Here is a 12907-nt window from a genome sequence, read left to right as displayed (position 1 = left end):
CATTGCACCGGCCACCGGGCGGGCTCGTACACCTCGGCGAAGGCTCCTCGTGGGAGGCTCGCGTCAAGATCCCGTAAAATGTTAGGTAAGGCAATGAAGTTCCGGTCGGAGGGGACCTGTTCGCAGCGTCCCCTCCGCTCCCGTGAGAAAGGGTCGGCCCCTGACTGTTCACCACCTCAATGAACTGCTGTTGATCTGCTCGCTCGTCCTGCTTTTCGCGGTGGTGGCCGTAAGGATCTCCTCGCGCAGCGGGCTGCCCACGCTGCTGATCTATCTCGGGATCGGCGTCGCCATCGGCACGGACGGGATCGGCGTCACCTTCAACGACGTCGAGCTGACGCAGGTCCTCGGCTACGCCGCGCTGGTCGTCATCCTGGCCGAAGGCGGTCTGGGCACGAAGTGGAGCGAGATCAAACCCGCCCTGCCGGCGGCCGCCGTCCTGTCCACCCTGGGTGTCGCGGTGAGCGTGGGGCTCACCGCGACCGCAGGGCACTATGTGGTGGGACTGGACTGGCGGCAGGCGCTGATCATCGGCGCGGTGGTGTCGTCCACGGACGCGGCGGCGGTCTTCTCGGTACTGCGCACGGTGCCACTGCCCAAGCGGCTCACGGGCGTCCTGGAGGCCGAGTCGGGCTTCAACGACGCCCCCGTGGTGATCCTGGTGGTCGCCGTCTCCAGCCAGGGCCCCATGGAGTCCTGGTACGCCCTGATCGGCACGATCGCCCTGGAGCTGGCGATCGGCGCGGTGATCGGCCTCGCGATCGGCTGGCTGGGCGCGTACGGCCTGCGGCATGTGGCGCTGCCCGCCTCGGGTCTGTACCCGATCGCGGTGATCGCCATCGCGGTGACCGCCTACGCGGGCGGTGCGCTGGCGCACGGGTCCGGCTTCCTCGCCGTCTACCTCGCCGCCCTCCTCCTGGGCAACGCACGGCTGCCGCACTGGCCGGCGACGCGCGGCTTCGCCGAGGGGCTGGGCTGGCTCGCCCAGATCGGGATGTTCGTCCTGCTGGGACTGCTGGTCACCCCGCATGAGCTGGGCGATGACGTCCTGCCCGCCCTCGCGGTCGGGCTGGTGCTGACCGTGGTGGCCCGGCCGGTGTCGGTCCTGGTCAGCACGGCGCCGTTCCCGCTGCCCTGGCGGGAGAAGGCACTGCTGTCCTGGGCCGGGCTGCGCGGGGCGGTGCCGATCGTCCTGGCAACCATCCCGGTGGTCAGCGATGTGCCCGGCAGCAGCCGGATCTTCAACATCGTCTTCGTGCTGGTGATCGTCTACACCCTGATCCAGGGGCCGACGCTGCCCTGGCTCGCCACCCGGCTGCGGCTCGAGGAACCCGAGCCGGCCGACCTGGGCATCGAATCGGCGCCCCTGGAGCGGCTGCGCGGCCATCTGCTGTCGGTGTCGATCCCCCAGTCGTCCAAGATGCACGGCGTCGAGGTAGGCGAGCTGCGGCTGCCCACAGGGGCCGCGGTCACCCTGGTGGTCCGGGGCGGGACCAGCTTCGTACCACTGCCCTCGACGATGCTGCGCCGCGGCGACGAGCTGCTGGTGGTGGCCACGGACCCGGTGCGCGACGCGGCGGAGCGGCGGCTGCGGGCAGTGGGCCAAGGCGGCAAGCTGGCGGGCTGGCTGGGCACGGGAGCGGGCTGAGGGGGCGGGAGCGGGGGCCCGCGAAAGCCCGCGAAGGCTTCGGGCCAAGAGCCGGGAGGGGCCTCTGACGGTGGCTTCGATCACCGTCTATCCCGTCCCAGTGGACTGACGCGCAGGAATACTGCACTATGGAGCGTCGTTAGCACTCATTGAGTGAGAGTGCCAGGAGGAAGAACGTGCCGACCTACCAGTACCAGTGCACCGAGTGTGGCGAGGGCCTCGAGGCGGTGCAGAAGTTCACCGACGACGCGCTCACCGAGTGCCCCAACTGCAAGGGACGCCTGAAGAAGGTGTTCTCCGCCGTCGGCATCGTGTTCAAGGGCTCCGGGTTCTACCGGAACGACAGCCGCTCCTCGTCCAGCAGCACGAGCGGCGGTTCCAGCAAGCCGGCGGCGAAGAGCGAGAGCTCCGACTCGTCGTCTTCCTCGTCTTCGTCCTCGGACTCTTCTTCCTCATCCTCCTCCTCGACGTCTTCGTCGTCGGCGTCTTCGTCGCCGTCCTCGGCGTCCTCCTCGTCTTCGTCGTCCTCGTCGTCGAGTTCGGCCGCCTGACCCGGCCACCCGTCTTCGGCTTCATCGGCACCCCGCCGCCTCCACCGGGAGGAGGCGGGGTGCCGTTCGCGCGGACGCGGGTGGCTAGGGTGATCGCATGGTCGAGACCAGCAGGCAAGCAGACATAGGGGTCATCGGGGGATCGGGGTTCTACACGTTCCTCGACGACGTGACCGAGATCACTGTGGAGACTCCCTATGGGGCGCCGAGCGACTCGCTCGTTCTCGGCGACATCGAGGGGCGACGGGTCGCCTTCCTCCCGCGGCACGGCCGCGAGCACCACCTGCCGCCGCACCGCATCAACTACCGCGCCAACCTCTGGGCCCTGCGCTCGCTCGGGGTGCGGCAGGTCTTCGGCCCGTGCGCGGTGGGCGGGCTGCAGCCGGAGTACGGACCCGGCACGCTGCTCGTCCCCGACCAGCTGGTGGACCGCACGAAGGCGCGTACGCAGACCTACTTCGACGGCGAGCCGCTGCCGGACGGCCGGATTCCGAACGTCGTGCACACCACCTTCGCCGACCCGTACTGCCCGGTGGGGCGGAACGCGGCCGTGGCCGCGGCGCGCGGACGCGGCTGGGAGCCGGTGGACGGCGGGACGATGTGCGTGATCGAGGGGCCGCGCTTCTCCACCCGGGCCGAATCGCGCTGGCATGCGGCGCAGGGCTGGTCCGTTGTCGGCATGACGGGCCACCCGGAGGCGGTGCTCGCCCGTGAACTGGGGCTCTGCTACACGTCGTTGACTCTGGTCACCGACCTGGACGCGGGGGTGGAGACGGGTGAGGGCGTCACCCACACCGAGGTGCTGAAGGTCTTCGGGGAGAACGTGGGCCGACTGCGTGAGGTGCTCTTCGACGCGGTGGGCAAGCTGCCGGAAAGCTCCGCACGGGACTGCCTGTGCACCCACGCCCACGACGGCTGGGACCTGGGGATCGAGCTTCCGTAGGGACGGTGCGGCAGGGCGCGGGGAGGCCACCGGGAAGGCGCGGGGAGGCCACGGGGAGGGCACGCCGGGGCGGATATCGCTGGCCCGGGTGACCGAGTTGTCCACAGCCCGGTGACCGTCCACAGGCCCGAGCGGGATCGGGTGGGGGCGGGCATGGTGAGGGGGCCAGAAGCACCCGGTCCCTCACGGCAGGCGGTGACGTGCCATGTCCCATCCGTCCCCCACCCCCACCCTCGCGTTACCCCGCTCCGCTCCCCCGGCCCGCGCGGTGCCACGCTTCGATCCGGTGCGCACCGAGCGCACCGGCGGATTCCGGCTGCGGCGGGCCGTGCGGCGGCGGCGCCGTGCGATGGCGGCCGGGCTGGCGCTGACGGCCGCGGCACTCGCGGCCGCGGCACCCCCGGCCGGGGCCACACGGACACCGAGTCCTCGCGGGCGCCCGCTCCGGCGGGCGAGGAGCGGCGAGACGGCCCACGCCCTGCGATGGTGTCGGCGCCAGTCCGGATCGCCGACGCGGCGACGGTGCGGCTGCTGCACCCCGGTGACCGGGTGGATGTGCTGGCCACCCCGCTCCCGGACGCCACACGGACCGGTTCGTCCGGCACCACGGCACGGGTAGTCGCACGTGGGGTCCGGGTGGCCGATGTGCCGGGCTCCCGGAGCGGCCGCTCGGCGGACGGTGGAGCCGACGGCGGCGCGCCGGAGGCCGGGGCGGAGGCGAGCGGCGACGGCACGGGGAACGGTGACAGCGCTCTGGACGGCGGCGCGGTGAACGGTGACGGTGTGCTGGACGGCGGCGGGGCGCTGGTGGTGCTCACGGTGCCGCGCGCGGACACCACCGCGCTGGCCGGGGCCGCGGCCGGCTCCCGACTGGCGGTGACGCTATGCCACTGCTGACTCCCCCGACTCCCCTGATGCCCCTCTCACCTGCGGGTGTAGGTTGCGGAACCGTCCGCTCCAGCACCGACGCGGCAAGAGAGAGGCAGTGGGTTGAGCCAGGAGAAGGTAACCGAGGAGAAGAAGAGCGTCATGGAAGGGTTCAAAGCCTTCCTGATGCGCGGCAATGTGATCGATCTGGCCGTCGCGGTCGTCATCGGAGCCGCCTTCACCGCCGTCGTGAACTCGATAGTGAAGGGCCTCATCAACCCCATAGTCGGAGCCTTCGGCACGAAGGATCTCGAGAAGTACCGCTCCTGCCTCAAGGCACCCTGCGAGACCAACGCCGCGGGCGATGTCATCCACGGCATTCCGATCCTCTGGGGAAGCGTGCTCTCGGCCGTGCTGACCTTCCTGATCACCGCGGCGGTGGTGTACTTCCTGATGGTGCTGCCGATGTCGCGCTATCTGGCGCGCAAGGCCGCGAAGGAGAAGCAGGCGGAGGAGGAGCAGGCCGTCGCGGAGGCCGAGGAGATCCTTCTGCTGCGCCAGATCCGCGACGAGCTGGTGGCGCAGCGCGCCTCCGCCGTCGACGGTGGCGGCAGCGGCTCCAGCGCCTAGGGACCCGTCAGAGGTGGTGGGGCGGCTTCTCGTCGAGGAACCGGGCCAGACCAGCGGCATCGTCGGCGCTGTCGCCGCCGGGAACCCGCTCACCCCACCCGTGGTCCGTATCGTCCGATGACCGCTGCGCCAGTGGATCGTCGAAGATCAGCGCGGCGGCCGGATCGCGCGGTCCAGGGGCAGGGGCGGTGTTCATGCCTCAAGAGTACGGCCCGGGCAGCGGCTCGGTGTATCGGCCGAGCTCGTCGTGCCACCACAGGTCACGCCCGGGCGTCCAGGACACCGGGCAGGCGAGCCGGTGGACGACCAGCACGGATCGCACCCCGGGGCAGCCGGCCAGCGCCCGGTCGACCTGCCGCTTGAGCGGCTGCAGCTCCCCGCGGTGCTGCCCGGCGTCCGCGGTGATGACGACCTTCGCGTCGACCTCCCTGATCCGCTCGCGCAGCTCATGGGGGCGCAGCCCCACGGGGAGGCTGGCGCGGACGACGTCGAGCCGACCGCAGGCGAGCGTGGCGATCACGGACTCGGGCACCAGCGGCAGATGGACCGCCACCCGGTCCCCGGCGCGGACGCCGAGCCGGGTGAGTGCGGCGGCGGCCCGGGCCGCCTGGTCGAGCAGCTCGGCATGGGTGAGCTCCTCGGTGCAGTCCGGCTCGCTGATCCAGCGGAGGGCGACCCGGGCGGCCCGCCGGGTGTCGGCGGCCAGTGTCGGGAGCTCCTCCGTCCGAGAGCTACGGGGCACGGCGGTCTTCTTTCGGACGGGGGCGAACGGCATACAGCCCAGACTGCTGTCACGCCATCAACGTCTGATGAACGCCCTCTATATGAGGGCTCCTCACCCCGTCCTGTGGCCTTCGCCGGCGATGGCGGGCGGGCGGACAAGGGAGTGGTTCGCGCCTCGGCACCCGACCATGCCATGGCTTCCCGTGCTACGCATAGCTTCCATGGATGCCGAGCAGACAAACTCCGAATCAGCCCCCACCGGTCCGGCCGACGGCCTCACGGATGTCCGTGGACTGCGGGTGGGCCATGCCCAGCGGTCCACCGGCGGCCGGCTGACCGGGACGACCGTGGTGCTGGCCCCCGAGGGTGGTGCGGTCGCCGCGGTCGATGTGCGCGGCGGTGGTCCCGGCACCCGGGAGACCGATGCCCTCGATTCGCGCAATCTGGTCCAGCGCGTCGATGCCATCGTGCTGACCGGCGGCAGCGCGTTCGGGCTCGACAGCGCCTCGGGGGTGGCCTCCTGGTTGGAGGAGCACGGCCGGGGCTTCCGGGTCGGTCCCGATCCGACGCAGGTCGTTCCGGTGGTCCCGGCCGCCGCCCTCTTCGACCTGGGCCGGGGCGGCGACTGGCGGGCCCGCCCGGACGCCGCGCTGGGGCGCGAGGCGATCGAGGCGGCGGCCGGTTCGGAGACGGGGGCGCCGGTCGCGCAGGGCAATGTGGGAGCGGGCACCGGCGCGGTGGCCGGTGGGCTCAAGGGCGGCACCGGTTCGGCCTCCACGGTGCTGCCGTCCGGTGTCATGGTGGCCGCGTTGGCAGTGGTCAACGCCGTGGGATCGGTCGTGGATCCGGGTACAGGTGTGCTGTACGGGGAGCACTACGGGCCGTCGGACGAGGGCGGGCCCCACAGGCCGGGTGCGGCCGAGCACGCGGAGGCAATGCGCCGGCTGACCGCCGCGCGGGCGGAGTCGGAGCGGCGGCGAGCCGCGTCGGTGCGGCCTCCGCTGAACACCACGCTGGCCGTCGTCGCCACGGATGCCGTGCTCACCCGGGCCCAGGCGCACAAGCTCGCGGGTACCGCGCATGACGGTCTGGCGCGGGCCATCCGGCCGGTGCATCTGCTGTCCGACGGCGACACGGTCTTCGCCCTGGCCACCTGCGGGCGGCCGCTGATACCGGAGGGCGGTCCCGAGGGCGCCGACGATCCGGCGTTCGGGGTGCACCGGGAGAGCGGTGCGCTGAACGAGGTGCTGGCGGCCGGGGCGGATGTGCTGACCCGGGCGCTGGTCAAGGCGGTGCTCGCCGCGGAGAGCGTGGACGGCCCGGGCGGTGTCTTCCCCGCGTACCGGGATCTTTACAGCCGCTGATCCGGCCCAATTGCTCTCCCGACGGGAGGGAAGGAAGCGTCCGGCCGGGAGAGAAACGGGCCGCGGAGACGGAGAGAAGGGGGGCTTCACATGGACACCGATCTGCTGATCGTCGGGGGCGGCCCGGCGGGCTGCGCCGCAGCCGTGATGGCGGCGAGCGTGGGGATGCGCTCGGTGCTGATCGAGTCGGGCGACACGGTATGCGGGGCGTTGCGGCGCATCCCGGTGGTGAGCAATGTCCTCGGAGTCACCAACGGCCCGGATCTGGCGACGGCGATCGAGGCCGATCTGGCGCGATGTGACCTGTGCCGGGTGGAGCTGGGCAGCCGCGCCACAAGGATCGACGCCTTCGACGACCGCGTCGAGGTGGCGGCCGAGCCCGTGACGCCGGTGGGGTCCGCGCGGGGGCGTGGAGCGCGGCTGACCGCTCCGTATGTGGTCGTCGCCACGGGGGTCGGGCCGCTGGGTCCTGAGCGCGCGGGATGGCTCGGGGGCGTGGCGGGCTTGGCGCTGCCGCCGCTGTGGGAGGCGGATCCGGCGGCGGTCGACGGCCGGACGGTGCTGGTCCTGGGGGCGGACCGGCCCCTGGGCACCGTGGCGCGGGCCCATCCGGAGCTGAGGACCCGCTTTGTGGTGGCGTATCCGCCCGAGGACGCGTACAAGACCGAGGAGATCCGGCGGGACTCGCGGGTGGAGCTGGTGGCCATGCGGCGGCTGGAGTTCGGGTCCTCCTCGGCACCGGTCACCGTCGAGGTCCGGACGGTGGAGGGCGAGCGGCGGGTCCTCACGGCCGATCTCGCCTTCCTCAACCTGGGCAGCGCCCCGGCGCCCCCCGCCGGGGCCGTGGCCGCCGACCGGTCCGGGTACTGCCCTCCCTGGAGCCAGCATCCCAGGGTCTTCACCGCCGGTGATCTGCGGTCGGTTCGCTTCCAGCGGATCGCGACCGCCATGGGGTCGGGTGGCGAGGCCGCGCTCGGTGCCTACTACGCCTCGCGCGGTCTGCCCACGGAGTCAGGCGGGCTGCCCACAGAGACCGGCGGCCCGCCCACGGACGTGGGCGGGCCGCCGGACCCGGCAGGGGGTGGCTGAGATGCGGTCAGGCCGCGACCGCCACCTTCGACTCGTCCTCGGTGGTACCGCCCGGGGCGGCCTTGCCGCCCGTCTGGCCGGTGCCTTCTGCCTCCGCCGTCTTCCGCAGCCCCTTGAGGAAGACCACCAGACCGGCCGAGACCACCGTGCCCGCCACGATGGCCAGCAGGTAGAGGAACGGCTGGCCGATCAGCGGGACCACGAAGATGCCGCCGTGCGGGGCGCGCAGCGTGCAGTCGAACGCCATCGACAGCGCACCGGTCACGGCACCGCCCACCATCGACGAGGGGATCACCCGCAGCGGATCCGCCGCGGCGAACGGAATGGCGCCCTCAGTGATGAAGGAGGCACCCAGCACCCAGGCGGCCTTGCCGTTGTCCCGCTCGGTCTTGGTGAACAGCCGTCCGCGCACGGTGGTGGCGAGGGCCAGCGCCAGCGGCGGGACCATACCGGCGGCCATCACCGCGGCCATGATCTTGAGGCTTCCGGTGGAGGGGTCCGACACCGCGATACCGCCGGTGGCGAAGGCGTAGGCCACCTTGTTGACCGGGCCGCCGAGGTCGAAGCACATCATCAGGCCGAGGAGGACACCGAGACCGATGGCGTTGGCGCCGGAGAGGCCGTTGAGCCAGTCGGTCATCGCCTCCTGCGCGGAGGCGATGGGCTTGCCGATCACCACGAACATCAGGACCCCGACGATCGCCGAGGAGATCAGCGGGATCACCACCACCGGCATGATGCCGCGCAGCGCCGCCGGAACCTTGAACCGCTGGATACCCATGACGACCGCGCCCGCGATCAGCCCCGCGACCAGACCGCCGAGGAATCCGGCCTTGATGGTCGTCGCGATGTAGCCGCCCACGAAACCGGGGACCAGGCCGGGCCGGTCGGCCATGCCGTAGGCGATATAGCCCGCCAGGACCGGCACCAGGAAGGTGAACGCCGCACTGCCGATCTGGAAGAGCAGCGCAGCCCAGCTGCTGCTCTCGGCCCAGACGAAGTGGTCCGCCACCGACTTGGCACTCGCGATCTCGTAACCGCCGATCGCGAAGGCGAGCGCGATCAGCAGACCACCCGCGGCGACGAACGGAACCATGTAACTGACGCCCGTCATCAGCCACTTGCGCAGCCGGGTGCCGAAGCCGTCACCGGCGGGACCGTCCTCGTCCATCGGCGCCGAGCCCCCCGCCGTGCCGTCGGCCGGTGCGCCGACCTCGCCACGTGCGGCCTTCCCACGCGCCTCGGCGATGAGTTCGGCGGGGCGGTTGATGCCCGCCTTCACTCCGACGTCCACTGTCGGCTTGCCCGCGAAGCGGGCCTTGTCCCGGACCTCCACATCGTGCGCGAAGATCACCGCGTCGGCGGCGGCGATGGTGGCCGCGGGGAGCTTGTCGAACCCGGCCGAGCCCTGGGTCTCGACCACCAGCTCGACCCCGGCCTCGCGACCGGCGTTCTCCAGCGACTCGGCGGCCATATAGGTATGTGCGATACCGGTGGGGCAGGACGTGACGGCCACGATCCGGAAGGGGGCCACCGGCTCCGAGTCGGTGGCCTCAGCGGCGGCGGGCTCAGCAGCCCCAGGCTCAGCGGCGGCGGGCTCACCTGCCGCGGCAGACTCACCTGCCGCGGCGGGCTCCTCACCCTCCGATCGCTCAGTTCCCGTCCCCTCGGCGGCGGGTGCGCTCCGCTCCTCGCCGCGAATCAGGGCGGCCGCCTGTTCGGGCCGGTCGGCCGAGCGCAGCGCATCGGTGAAGTCGGCGTTCATCAGCTGCCGTGCCAGGCTCGACAGAATCGTCAGATGGTCGCTGTCCGCGCCCGCCGGAGCGGCTATCAAGAAGATCAGATCGGCCGGACCGTCCGCCGCGCCGAAGTCGATCCGGGCAGCGCTGCGCCCGAAGGCCAGGGTCGGCTCGGTGACATGCGCGCTGCGGCAGTGGGGTATGCCGATGCCGCCGTCCAGGCCGGTCGGCATCTGCTTCTCGCGCGCCGCCACATCGGCGAGAAAGCCGTCGAGGTCGGTGACGCGGCCGGCCGCGACCATACGTTCGGCGAGCGACCGGGCGGCGGCTTCCTTGGTGTCGGCGGACAGGTCAAGGTCGACCAGATCCGCGGTGATCAGCTCACTCATCTCGCGGCTCCCTTGTGTGCGGTGCCGCCTTGGGGGAGGCGGGCGGACGGAGTGGGGATTGGGGGGTGGGAGTGGGGTCGGCCGGTCACGCGGGCTCCTTGAGCACACGGTCCAGCGGGATATCCGCCGTCGTGATGACGGCGGACGGATCGAGGTCTGCCGGGGTCGGCATGGCGCTGCCCGGCAGCTGCACCGCGGCCGCCCCGTGGGCCACGGCCGAGGCGAGTGCGGCGGGCCCGGCGCCGCCAGCCGCCAGGAATCCGGCGAGCGAGGCGTCGCCCGCGCCGACGTTGCTGCGCACGGCGGCCACCCGCGCGGTGCCGAAGTAGGTGCCCGTCTCGTCGACCAGCAGCTGACCGTCGGCGCCCAGGCTGGCCAGCACGGCGCGGGCACCGAGCCCCCGCAGTTCCTCGGCCGCCTTGACCGCCTCGCCCACCGTGGCCAGCGGACGGCCCACGGCCTGGGCCAGCTCCTCGGCGTTGGGCTTCACCACATCGGGACGCTCGCGCAGGGCGGCGGTCAGCGAGGGGCCGGAGGTGTCCAGCGCGATCCGGGCGCCCGCCCGGTGGGCCCGCGCCACCAGTTCGGCGTACCACTCGGGCGCGAGCCCGCGGGGCAGGCTGCCGCAGCAGGCGATCCAGTCGGCGCTCTCGGCGCTCGTCCGGACGGCCTCCAGCACCGCCTCGGCCTCGGCGTCGCTCAGCTCGGGCCCGCCCGCGTTGAGCTTGGTGAGGGTGCCGTCCGGTTCGGCCACGGAGATGTTGACCCGGGTCGAGCCCGCCACGGGCACGCCCGCCGCCTCGATGCCCAGCTCCCCCAACAGCCGTGCGAGCAGCGCGCCCTCCGGTCCGCCGAGCGGCAGCACGGCCACCGTGCGATGCCCCGCGGCGGCCACGGCACGCGAGACATTGACGCCCTTGCCGCCGGGGTCGACCCGGTCGGCCGTGGCCCGCAGCACGGCGCCGCGCTCCAGCGCGGGGATCTCGTACGTACGGTCCAGGCTGGGGTTGGGGGTGACGGTGAGAATCATGCGCGTGCCACTTCCGTGCCCCGCCGCTCGATGGCCAGGGCGTCCTGCGGGCTGAGCCCGGTGTCCGTGATGAGCAGATCGACATCGTCCAGGCCGCCGAACCGGGCGAAGTGCTCCCGGCCGAACTTGGCGGAGTCCGCGAGCAGCACCACCCGCCGCGCCGCCGCGATCATGGCGCCCTTGACGGCGCCCTCCGCGAGATCGGGTGTGGTGAGCCCGCCGTCCAGCGAGAAGCCGTTGGTGGCGAGGAAGACCACATCGGCCTTGATCTCGCCGTAGCCGCGCAGCGCCCATGCGTCCACGGCGGCCCGGGTGCGGTGGCGGACCCGTCCACCGACGAGGTGCAGCGCGATACCGGGGTGGTCGGCGAGGCGGGCGGCGACCGGCAGGGCGTGGGTGACGACGGTGAGCTTGGCCTCCAGCGGGAGGGCGGCGGCGAACCGGGCCGCCGTCGAGCCCGCGTCGATGATCACGCTGCCGTCGGACGGCAGCTCGGCGATGGCGGCCCGCGCGATGCGGTCCTTCTCATCGGCGGCGGTGGACTCGCGCTCGGCGAGATCGGGCTCGAAGTCCAGACGTCCGGCCGGGATGGCGCCCCCGTGCACACGGCGGACGAGCCCCGCCCGGTCGAGGGTGCGCAGATCACGCCGCACGGTCTCGGCGGTGACCTGGAACTCCTCGGCGAGGGACAGGACATCCACCCGCCCGCTTTCACGGGCGAGCCGGAGAATCTCCTGCTGCCGCTCCGGAGCGTACATGTGGGTTTACGTCCCTTCCATGCCCGAACCTGTGATTTCGCGGCCAGATTACGTGGGAAATGCCGGAAAGTAAACAGACTCGGGCACGAAACGAACTCGACCGGGCATGGGCGGGCCGCGACCGCTCAGCTACCCCTCTCAGCGGCCCCCTCAGCGACCCCGCTCAGCGACCTCTTTCGGCTGCCCGCTCCGGACCGCCGCCTCCGATCGCCCGCCCCACGCATCGCCCCACGCATCGCCTCAGCGCATCGCCGCAGCGCACCGTCCGATTCCCGCCGGACTTCCACCACCCGCCCGACCAGGATCGAGTCATGTCCCCCTCACCAGGAGGGACCACCGCACAGCGGAATTTTCCTCGCACCATTCGCATACAAGGAGAAGACATGACACTCGACGGCAAGGCGGCCCTGGTCACCGGCGGCAGCCGGGGCATCGGCGAGGCCGTGGCGATCCGGCTCGCCGAGGACGGCGCCGATGTCGCCCTGACCTACCACAGCCAGGCCGACCGCGCGGCGGACGTCGTCGACCGGATCAAGGCGCTCGGCCGTCGCGCCTGGGCGGTGCGGGTCGACGGCGCCGACGCGCAGGAGGTGCGCGCCGCCGTGGACGGGGCCGCCGCCGAGTTCGGCCGACTGGACATCCTGGTCAACAACGCGGGCGTCGGCGTCCTCGGCCCCCTCGCCGAGCTGTCGCTGGACGATGTGGACCAGATCCTCGCCGTGAACGTCCGGGCGCCGTTCCTCATGGCGCAGGCGGCCGCCGCGCTGATGACCGACGGCGGGCGGATCATCAACATCGGCAGCTGCATGGCCGAGCGCGTCGCCTTCCCCGGCGGCAGCCTCTACGCGACCAGCAAGACCGCGCTCGCCGGCCTCACCAAGGCCCTGGCCCGTGAACTCGGCCCGCGCGGGATCACGGCCAACCTGATCCACCCCGGCCCGGTGGACACCGATATGAACCCGGCGGACGGCGAAAACGCCGCACTCCAGAGCGGCTTCACCGCACTCGGCCGCTACGGCCGTCCCACGGAGATCGCGGCGACCGTGGCCCATATCGCGAGCGACAGCGGCCGCTACATCACCGGGGCGTCGATCGCCGTGGACGGCGGCTTCGCCGTCTGAGCGCCCCACCCGGACCGCACCCAGACCCGCACCCGGACCCCACCCGGACCGCACC

The 12907-nt window shown here is 72.3% G+C and carries 13 protein-coding genes; 8 read left to right on the top strand and 5 right to left on the bottom strand.

All coding sequences use genetic code 11. The features are described 5' to 3' along the window. Positions 1-142 precede the first annotated feature (142 nt). The 5 genes from AS97_RS27790 to mscL all read left to right on the top strand — a co-directional run bounded on the left by AS97_RS27790 (position 143) and on the right by mscL (position 4639). The gene (locus tag AS97_RS27790; protein ID WP_059148789.1) at positions 143-1648 is read left to right on the top strand and encodes a potassium/proton antiporter; all 1506 of its coding nucleotides are present in this window, start codon (positions 143-145) and stop codon (positions 1646-1648) included. 176 nt (positions 1649-1824) lie between these two features. Continuing rightward, entirely contained in the window at positions 1825-2199 is a 375-nt protein-coding gene (locus tag AS97_RS27785; RefSeq protein ID WP_079059888.1) for an FmdB family zinc ribbon protein, read from the top strand. 97 nt (positions 2200-2296) lie between these two features. Continuing rightward, a complete protein-coding gene (locus AS97_RS27780) occupies positions 2297-3142 on the top strand; it encodes an S-methyl-5'-thioadenosine phosphorylase (RefSeq protein WP_125760469.1) in 846 nt (281 codons plus the stop codon). A gap of 483 nt (positions 3143-3625) precedes the next feature. Further along, complete coding sequence (locus tag AS97_RS49060) at positions 3626-4039, top strand: hypothetical protein (protein ID WP_349017605.1); 414 nt, start codon at positions 3626-3628, stop codon at positions 4037-4039. Positions 4040-4171: 132 nt separating this feature from the next. Continuing rightward, positions 4172-4639, top strand: coding sequence for a large conductance mechanosensitive channel protein MscL (mscL, locus tag AS97_RS27770; protein WP_059148793.1), 468 nt, complete (start codon positions 4172-4174; stop codon positions 4637-4639). A gap of 7 nt (positions 4640-4646) precedes the next feature. Here the strand turns inward: mscL and AS97_RS27765 are convergent, their stop codons facing one another. After that, positions 4647-4835 carry a hypothetical protein gene (locus AS97_RS27765; protein WP_014054365.1) on the bottom strand — a complete coding sequence of 63 codons (189 nt, stop codon included), beginning with the start codon at positions 4833-4835 and terminating at the stop codon, positions 4647-4649. Positions 4836-4838: 3 nt separating this feature from the next. After that, complete coding sequence (locus tag AS97_RS27760; protein WP_228053239.1) at positions 4839-5381, bottom strand: AMP-binding protein; 543 nt, start codon at positions 5379-5381, stop codon at positions 4839-4841. Between the two features lie 202 nt (positions 5382-5583). Here AS97_RS27760 and AS97_RS27755 point away from each other — a divergent pair, with 202 nt between their 5' ends. Together AS97_RS27755 and AS97_RS27750 are read left to right on the top strand one after the other, a co-directional pair. Next, complete coding sequence (locus tag AS97_RS27755; protein ID WP_210565847.1) at positions 5584-6726, top strand: P1 family peptidase; 1143 nt, start codon at positions 5584-5586, stop codon at positions 6724-6726. 90 nt (positions 6727-6816) lie between these two features. Beyond that, positions 6817-7815, top strand: coding sequence for an FAD-dependent oxidoreductase (locus tag AS97_RS27750; RefSeq protein ID WP_210565846.1), 999 nt, complete (start codon positions 6817-6819; stop codon positions 7813-7815). Positions 7816-7822: 7 nt separating this feature from the next. Here the strand turns inward: AS97_RS27750 and AS97_RS27745 are convergent, their stop codons facing one another. From AS97_RS27745 to AS97_RS27735, 3 genes are all read right to left on the bottom strand, one after another. Then, positions 7823-9943, bottom strand: coding sequence for a fructose-specific PTS transporter subunit EIIC (locus AS97_RS27745; RefSeq protein WP_210565845.1), 2121 nt, complete (start codon positions 9941-9943; stop codon positions 7823-7825). A gap of 85 nt (positions 9944-10028) precedes the next feature. Beyond that, complete coding sequence (pfkB, locus tag AS97_RS27740) at positions 10029-10973, bottom strand: 1-phosphofructokinase (RefSeq protein ID WP_210565844.1); 945 nt, start codon at positions 10971-10973, stop codon at positions 10029-10031. After that, complete coding sequence (locus tag AS97_RS27735; RefSeq protein ID WP_059148798.1) at positions 10970-11731, bottom strand: DeoR/GlpR family DNA-binding transcription regulator; 762 nt, start codon at positions 11729-11731, stop codon at positions 10970-10972. Before AS97_RS27735 ends, pfkB begins: the two co-directional genes overlap by 4 nt. Positions 11732-12114: 383 nt before the next feature. On the opposite strand from AS97_RS27735, the gene AS97_RS27730 reads away from it, so the two are divergent. Then, a complete protein-coding gene (locus AS97_RS27730; protein ID WP_210565843.1) occupies positions 12115-12852 on the top strand; it encodes a 3-oxoacyl-ACP reductase family protein in 738 nt (245 codons plus the stop codon). Positions 12853-12907: the final 55 nt, after the last annotated feature.

The sequence above is a fragment of the Streptomyces sp. AgN23 genome (genome assembly GCF_001598115.1).
In the GTDB taxonomy this organism is placed as follows: domain Bacteria; phylum Actinomycetota; class Actinomycetes; order Streptomycetales; family Streptomycetaceae; genus Streptomyces; species Streptomyces antimycoticus.
Note: the sequence above shows the minus strand (reverse complement) of the source record. Positions and strands in the feature narration are given on the sequence as shown.

What these genes read in the sequence shown, in the direction of transcription:
- AS97_RS27780 (WP_125760469.1), top strand. Translation starts at nt 2,297, where the DNA reads ATGGTCGAGACCAGCAGGCAAGCAGACATAGGGGTCATCGGGGGATCG.
- AS97_RS49060 (WP_349017605.1), top strand. Translation starts at nt 3,626, where the DNA reads ATGGTGTCGGCGCCAGTCCGGATCGCCGACGCGGCGACGGTGCGGCTG.
- mscL (WP_059148793.1), top strand. Translation starts at nt 4,172, where the DNA reads ATGGAAGGGTTCAAAGCCTTCCTGATGCGCGGCAATGTGATCGATCTG.
- AS97_RS27765 (WP_014054365.1), bottom strand. Translation starts at nt 4,835, where the DNA reads ATGAACACCGCCCCTGCCCCTGGACCGCGCGATCCGGCCGCCGCGCTG.
- AS97_RS27755 (WP_210565847.1), top strand. Translation starts at nt 5,584, where the DNA reads ATGGATGCCGAGCAGACAAACTCCGAATCAGCCCCCACCGGTCCGGCC.
- AS97_RS27750 (WP_210565846.1), top strand. Translation starts at nt 6,817, where the DNA reads ATGGACACCGATCTGCTGATCGTCGGGGGCGGCCCGGCGGGCTGCGCC.
- AS97_RS27745 (WP_210565845.1), bottom strand. Translation starts at nt 9,943, where the DNA reads ATGAGTGAGCTGATCACCGCGGATCTGGTCGACCTTGACCTGTCCGCC.
- pfkB (WP_210565844.1), bottom strand. Translation starts at nt 10,973, where the DNA reads ATGATTCTCACCGTCACCCCCAACCCCAGCCTGGACCGTACGTACGAG.
- AS97_RS27735 (WP_059148798.1), bottom strand. Translation starts at nt 11,731, where the DNA reads ATGTACGCTCCGGAGCGGCAGCAGGAGATTCTCCGGCTCGCCCGTGAA.
- AS97_RS27730 (WP_210565843.1), top strand. Translation starts at nt 12,115, where the DNA reads ATGACACTCGACGGCAAGGCGGCCCTGGTCACCGGCGGCAGCCGGGGC.